5 protein-coding genes are annotated in these 6,612 nt (G+C 71.4%); all 5 read left to right on the top strand.

What is annotated here, in order from left to right; translation table 11 throughout:
- The first annotated feature begins 239 nt into the window (after nt 1-239).
- Genes MKK58_RS04335 through MKK58_RS04315 form a run of 5 tightly spaced genes read left to right on the top strand, consistent with a single transcriptional unit; the run spans nt 240 to nt 6,314 of the window.
- The gene (locus MKK58_RS04335) at nt 240-1,613 is read left to right on the top strand and encodes an 8-oxoguanine deaminase (protein ID WP_409565182.1); all 1,374 of its coding nucleotides are present in this window, start codon (nt 240-242) and stop codon (nt 1,611-1,613) included.
- A gap of 1 nt (nt 1,614) precedes the next feature.
- Nucleotides 1,615-3,216 carry an ABC transporter ATP-binding protein gene (locus MKK58_RS04330; RefSeq protein ID WP_243910930.1) on the top strand — a complete coding sequence of 534 codons (1,602 nt, stop codon included), beginning with the start codon at nt 1,615-1,617 and terminating at the stop codon, nt 3,214-3,216.
- Nucleotides 3,206-4,282, top strand: a complete 1,077-nt coding sequence (locus MKK58_RS04325) for an ABC transporter permease (protein ID WP_243910929.1) — start codon at nt 3,206-3,208, stop codon at nt 4,280-4,282. The genes MKK58_RS04330 and MKK58_RS04325 overlap by 11 nt, the downstream gene beginning before the upstream one ends.
- Nucleotides 4,279-5,205 carry an ABC transporter permease gene (locus MKK58_RS04320; protein ID WP_243910928.1) on the top strand — a complete coding sequence of 309 codons (927 nt, stop codon included), beginning with the start codon at nt 4,279-4,281 and terminating at the stop codon, nt 5,203-5,205. Before MKK58_RS04325 ends, MKK58_RS04320 begins: the two co-directional genes overlap by 4 nt.
- Before the next feature lie 32 nt (nt 5,206-5,237).
- On the top strand, nt 5,238-6,314 hold the full coding sequence (locus tag MKK58_RS04315) for a BMP family ABC transporter substrate-binding protein (protein ID WP_243910927.1): 1,077 nt from the start codon (nt 5,238-5,240) through the stop codon (nt 6,312-6,314).
- The last annotated feature ends 298 nt before the right edge of the window (nt 6,315-6,612 follow it).

The raw sequence follows: 6,612 nt of genomic DNA, 5'->3' as shown, positions 1-6,612 counted from the left end.
TTCCAGTACTGGCACAACAAGTTCGGCAACGTCGAGCGGGTCAACTTCAAGGGCACCGAGGAGAAGAGCTTCCTGGCCGGCGTCGCCTTCCACGTCTTCTGAAGATCAGGGCCGTCGGATCGCCCGATCCCCGTGCCGGCGGGGCCGGACCTCCCGCCGGCCTCGCGGATCCACGGCGCGATTGATGGCCGAGATCCACGGACGCCCCGACGGCCGGACCGAAGGGAATGAGGGAGGGAATGACGGACAGCATGGTCGAGACCCGCACGACGAAACGACTCTGGATCCGAAACCCGCTGGCGATACTGGCCGAGGATTCCGCCGGCGGCCTCGTCGTCGAGGGCACCCGCATCGTCGAGCGGGTGCGGGCGGGCGCGGCGCCCGCCACCCCCGTGGACGAGACCTTCGACGCCGCGCGCCACGTGGTCATCCCGGGCCTCGTCAACACCCACCACCACTTCTTCCAGACGCTGACCCGCGCCCATCCGGTGGCGATCAACAAGCCGCTCTTTCCCTGGCTGAAGGCGCTCTACACCGTCTGGGACCGGATCACCCCCGAGGCGTTCCGGCTGGCGACGCGTCTCGCCTACACCGAACTCCTGCTCTCCGGCTGCACCACGGCGGGCGATCACCACTACCTCTTCCCCAAGGGGCTCGAATCCTCCGTCGACATCCAGGTGGAGGAGGCTCGCACGCTGGGCATCCGCGCCTTCGTCACCCGCGGCTCCATGAGCCTGTCGGAGCGCGACGGCGGCCTGCCCCCCGAATGCCTGACGCAGGACGACGACACGATCCTCGCCGACAGCGAGCGGGTGCTGCGCCTGTTCCACGATCGCAAGCCCGGCGCGATGGTGCAGATCGGGCTTGCGCCCTGCTCGCCCTTCAACGTGACGAAGCGGCTGATGCGCGAGAGCGCGGCCCTGGCGGACGTCCACGACTGCCGCCTGCACACCCATCTCGGCGAGACCCTGGACGAGGACCGCTACTGCATCGAAATGTTCGGCCAGCGCCCGCTGGACTACCTCGAGGAGGTGGGCTGGCTGGGGCCGCGCACCTGGCTCGCCCACGGCATCCACTTCAACGATGCCGAGGTGAAGCGCCTGGGTGCGGCCGGCGTCGGCGTGTGCCACTGCCCGACCTCGAACATGACCCTGGCCTCCGGCCAGTGCCGGACCTGCGAACTGGAGGCGGCGGGCAGCCCCGTCGGCCTCGGGGTCGACGGCTCGGCTTCCAACGACAACTCGAACCTGATGGAGGGCGTGCGCCACGCCCTGATGATCAACCGCCTGACCTACGGCGCCGAGGCCGTGACCCATCTCGACGCCCTGCGCTGGGCCACCGAAGGCTCCGCCGCCTGCCTGGGGCGCAGCGACATCGGGCGGATCGCGGAGGGCCGGGAGGCGGATCTGGCGCTGTTCACCCTCGACGAACTGCGCTTCTCCGGCGCGCACGATCCGCTCGCCGCCCTGGTGCTCTGCGGCGCCCACCGGGCCGACCGGGTGATGGTGGCGGGGGCCTGGCGGGTCATCGACGGCCAGCCCCTCGGGGTCGAGACGGGCCAGCTGCGCGAGGCCCATACCCGCCTCGCCCGCACCTTGTTCGGGACGCTCTAGGATGGTGGCCGCCGCGCCCCCGGGCCGGACGGAGGGGCCGACGCCCCTGTTCGGCGCCTACGGCATCGTCAAGCGCTTCGGCGACTTCACGGCCAATGACGGGGTCGACCTCGAGATCCGGGCCGGCGAGATCCATGCCCTGCTGGGCGAGAACGGGGCCGGCAAGTCGACCCTGATGAAGATCCTCTACGGGCTCCTCGAGCCCACCGAGGGGGTCGTCACCCATCGCGGCGACGTGGTGCGCCTGGCCAACCCGGAGGCCGCGCGGGCGCTGGGCATCGGCATGGTGTTCCAGCACTTCTCGCTCTGCGAGAACCTCACGGTGGCGGAGAACATCGCCCTCGTGATGCCGAAGGGGCTGAGCGGGCGGACCCTGAAGGAGCGGATCGGCGCGGTCGGCGCCGCCTATGGCCTGCACCTCGATCCCGACCGTCCGGTCTGGTCGCTCTCGGCCGGCGAGCGCCAGCGCATCGAGATCATCCGCTGCCTGTTGCAGGACCCCAAGCTCGTGATCCTCGACGAGCCGACCTCGGTGCTGACGCCGGGCGAGGCGGAGCTGCTGTTCACCGTGCTGGAGCGCCTGCGCGACGAGGGCCGGGCGCTCCTCTACATCTCCCACCGCCTCGACGAGGTGCGCCGGCTCTGTGCGCGCGCCACCATCCTGCGCGGCGGCCGGGTGGTGGGGGCCTGCGACCCGCGCGCCGAGACCGCCCGGTCCCTCGCCGCCATGATGGTGGGGGTTCAGGTGGGCGAGGTGAAGCCACCCTCCGGCGTGCCGGCGGGCCCCGAGCGCCTGGTCCTGTCCGGGCTCACTCTCCCCGCCCCCGGCCTGCACGGCACCGCCCTCGACGGCGTCTCGCTCAGCGTGCGCGGCGGCGAGATCGTGGGGATCGCGGGCATCGCGGGCAACGGTCAGGCGGAGCTGTTCGACGCCCTCTCGGGCGAGGCCCTGGCGCCCGAGCCCGGGATGGTGCGGTTCGACCGCGTCGATTCGGGCCGCCTCGGCATCACCGCGCGCCGCCGCAATGGGGCCGGCTTCGTGCCGGAGGAGCGCAACGGCCACGGCGCCGCCCCGACCCTGAGCCTGTCCGACAACGCCATCCTGTCGCGCCACGCCACGGCGGGCCTGAGCCGCTTCGGATTCCTGCGCCGCGCCGCCGCGAAGGCCCTCGCGAGGGCCGTGATCGACGCCTTCGACGTGCGCAAGGCGGGGCCCGACCCCGCCGCCGGCACCCTCTCGGGGGGCAACCTGCAGAAGTACCTGATGGGCCGCGAGATCCTGGCCGAGCCCGGCATCCTCGTCGTCAACCAGCCGACCTGGGGCGTCGACGCGCTCGCCGCCGCCCATATCCGGCAGGCCCTCCTCGACCTGGCGGCACGCGGCGCCGCCGTTCTGGTGATCAGCCAGGACCTCGACGAACTGTTCGAGATCGCCGGGCGCATCGCCGTGCTGCACGACGGCACCCTGTCGCCGGCCGTGCCGGCGGCCGAGACCACCCGCGAGACCCTGGGCCTGCTCATGGGCGGCGCCACGCCACCCGCGGCGGTCCCCCCGGACCTGACGCGGGAAAATCTCGCCCCGGAGCCGGCCCATGCGCATTGACCTGACGCCGCGCGCCAACCGCTCGGCCCTGACGGACGCCCTCGCGCCGGTCCTCGCCTTTTTCGCCGCCCTGGTGATCGGGGGCTTCGTGGTGGCCGCCATGGGCCGCTCACCGGCCGCCGCCTTCGTCACCTACTTCGTGGCGCCCTTGAGCGAACTCTGGTCGCTCCAGGAGGTGGCCCTGAAGGCGGCCCCGCTGGCCCTCATCGCCACCGGCCTCGCCTTCTGCTTTCGCGCCAACGTCTGGAATATCGGCGCGGAGGGCCAGTTCGTGGTCGGCGGCCTGTTCGGCGGCTGGATCGGCGTCGCCGCCCACGGGGCCACCGGCAACACCCTCTGGGTGCTGCCCGCGATGCTGATCGTCGGCACCCTGGCCGGCATGCTCTACGCGCTGATCCCGGCCCTGCTGAAGGTCCGCCTCGGCGTCTCGGAGATCCTCACCAGCCTGATGCTGGTCTACGTCGCCGAACTGCTCCTCGACTACATGGCGCGGGGTCCTTTGCGCGATCCGGCCGGCTTCAACTTCCCCCAGAGCGTCACCTTCGATGACGCCGCCCGACTGCCCTACCTGATGGAGGGCGACACCCTGCACGCGGGCGTCGCCATCGCGCTCGCCGCCATCGTGGTCGCCACCCTGGTGCTGGCCCGCACCCTGTTCGGCTTCACCGTGCGGGTGGTGGGCGCCAGTCCGCGCGCGGCGCGCTTCGCCGGCTTCAGCGACGCCCGCCTGACGCTGGCGGTCTTCGCGGTCTCCGGGGGGGCGGCGGGGCTTGCGGGCATCGCCGAGGTGGCGGGCAAGATCGGTCAGCTTCAGCCCTCGATCTCGCCGGGCTACGGTTTCACCGCCATCATCGTGGCCTTCCTGGGTCGGCTCTCGCCAGTGGGGATCCTGGTGGCGGCCCTCGTCATCGCGCTCACCACCATCGGCGGCGAGGGGGCGCAGATCGACCTGAAGCTGCCCCTCGACCTCACCCGGGCCTTCCAGGGCCTGCTGCTGGCCCTGGTGCTCGGGGCCGATGCCCTGTCGCGCTACCGGGTCCGCCTCGTCCCCGGAGCCGCCGCGTGAGCCTCGACATCCTCACCATGGTGCTCGTCACCATCATCGCCGCCGCGACCCCGCTGATGATCGCAGCCCTCGGCGAACTCGTGGCCGAGCGCGCGGGCGTGCTCAACCTCGGCGTCGAGGGCATGATGGTGCTGGGCGCCGCCACCGGCTTCGCGGTGGCGGTGGAGACCGGCTCGACCCTGGCCGGCGCGGCGGCCGGCGCCGGGGCGGGCCTCGCCCTCGCGGCCCTGTTCGGCATCCTTACCGTGGTCTTGAGCGCCAATCAGGTCGCCTCCGGCCTCGCCATGACGATCCTGGGCCTCGGGCTCTCGGGGCTCGTCGGCGCCGCCTATGTGGGCCTGAAGCGCGAGCCGGCGCCGCACCTGGACGTGCCCGGCCTGACCGACCTGCCCGGCATCGGCCGCCTGTTCTTCGGGCAGGACGGCTTCGTCTACTTCGCCTTCGCCCTGGTGGCGGGGGTGTGGTGGTTCCTCTGGCGCACCCGCGCCGGGCTGACCCTGCGGGCCATCGGCGACGACCACACCGCCACTCACGCGCTGGGGCTCAAGGTCCGCAAGGTGCGCTTCCGCGCCGTGCTGTTCGGGGGCGCCTGCGCGGGGCTCGCCGGGGCCTACCTGTCCCTGGCCTACACGCCCTTCTGGGCCCCCGCGATGACGGCCGGGCGCGGCTGGATCGCCCTGGCGTTGGTGGTCTTCGCCTCCTGGCGCCCGCTGCGGGTGCTGGCCGGCGCGATGCTGTTCGGCGGCGCCACCGTGCTCCAGCTCCACGCCCAGGCCGCCGGCCTCGGCCTGCCGGGCCAGGCGCTCTCCGCCCTGCCCTACCTCGCCACCATCCTGGCCCTGGTCTTGCTCTCCCTCGGCCGGCGCCAGGGCGGCTCCCTCGCCCCGGCGGCCCTCGGCCGGGACTTCACCCCGCACCGCTGAAGCGTTGCGTCACTGTTAAGGACATCGGAACGATGCGGATTGTGCAGGGGGCCCTGGTGGCCGTTCTCGCCCTCGGGATCGGCGGCGCGCAGGCCCAGGAGAAGAAGGCGAGCGAGAAGCTGAAGGTCGGCTTCGTCTATGTCGGCCCGGTGGCCGATTACGGCTACTCGTACCAGCACGACCAGAGCCGCAAGGCGCTGGCCGCGGCCCTCGGCGACAAGGTCGAGACCAGCTTCCTCGAGAACGTGCCCGAGGCCGACAGCGAGCGCTCCATCGAGAGTCTCGCCCGCTCCGGCCACGGCCTGATCTTCACCACCTCGTTCGGCTTCATGGAGCCGACCCTGAAGGTCGCCAAGAAATTCCCCAAGCTGAAGTTCGAGCACGCCACGGGCTACAAGCGCGCGGCGAACGTCGCGACCTACTCGGCCCGGTTCTACGAGGGCCGCTACATCTGCGGCGAGATCGCCGGCCGGCTCTCGAAGACCGGCACCCTCGGCTACATCGCCTCGTTCCCCATCCCCGAGGTGGTGAGCGGCATCAACGCCTTCATGCTGGGCGCGCAGTCGGTGAACCCCAACATCAAGCTCAAGATCGTCTGGGTGAACACCTGGTTCGACCCCGGCAAGGAAGCCGAGGCCGCCAAGGCGCTGCTCGCGCAGGGCGCCGACATCCTGTCGCAGCACACCGATTCGGCCGCGCCGTTGCAGGAGGCGGAGAAGCAGGGCAAGCTCGCCTTCGGACAATCCTCGGACCAGATGCGCTTCGCCCCCAAGGCCCAGCTCACCTCCATCGTCGACGACTGGGACGGCTACGTCATCCAGGAGGCCAAGGCCGTCCTCGACGGCACCTGGAAGAGCCACGACACCTGGGGCGGCATCAAGGACGGCATGGTCGTGCTGGCGCCCTTCGCCAACATGCCCGACGACGTGAAGGCCAAGGCCGAGGCGAGCAAGAAGGCGATCGCGGACGGCACGCTCCACCCGTTCCACGGCCCGGTCTTCAAGCAGGACGGCACCGAGGCCGTGAAGGCGGGCGAGACCGCCCCCGACCCGATGATCCTGGGCATGAACTGGTACGTGAAGGGCATCGACGACAAGCTGCCGCAATAGGGGAGCGCTTGAAAAACCCGCTCCTGGAAGTCAGGGCGATTGCAGAGGCCGATGTGCTGGTCGGAAACCCAATTGCAGCACCGAGTCATCCCGGGGCCGCGCAGCGGAGCGCGGGATCCGGAAACGCAGGTGGTGCAAGATTTTACGCCGTCAGCGGCTCTGGCCTCGGCTCTGGATTGCACGCCGCTGGCACTTTCTCGGAGCGGGCGCGTCCCTCTCCCCCTTGTGGGGAGAGGTTAGGAGTGGGGGCGGCTCCGCTAGCCTGAGGCGGCGGAGGGCCCCCAACCACCCCCACCTC

The organism is Methylobacterium sp. J-078 (assembly GCF_022829285.1).
Lineage (GTDB): Bacteria > Pseudomonadota > Alphaproteobacteria > Rhizobiales > Beijerinckiaceae > Methylobacterium.
Note: the sequence above shows the minus strand (reverse complement) of the source record. Positions and strands in the feature narration are given on the sequence as shown.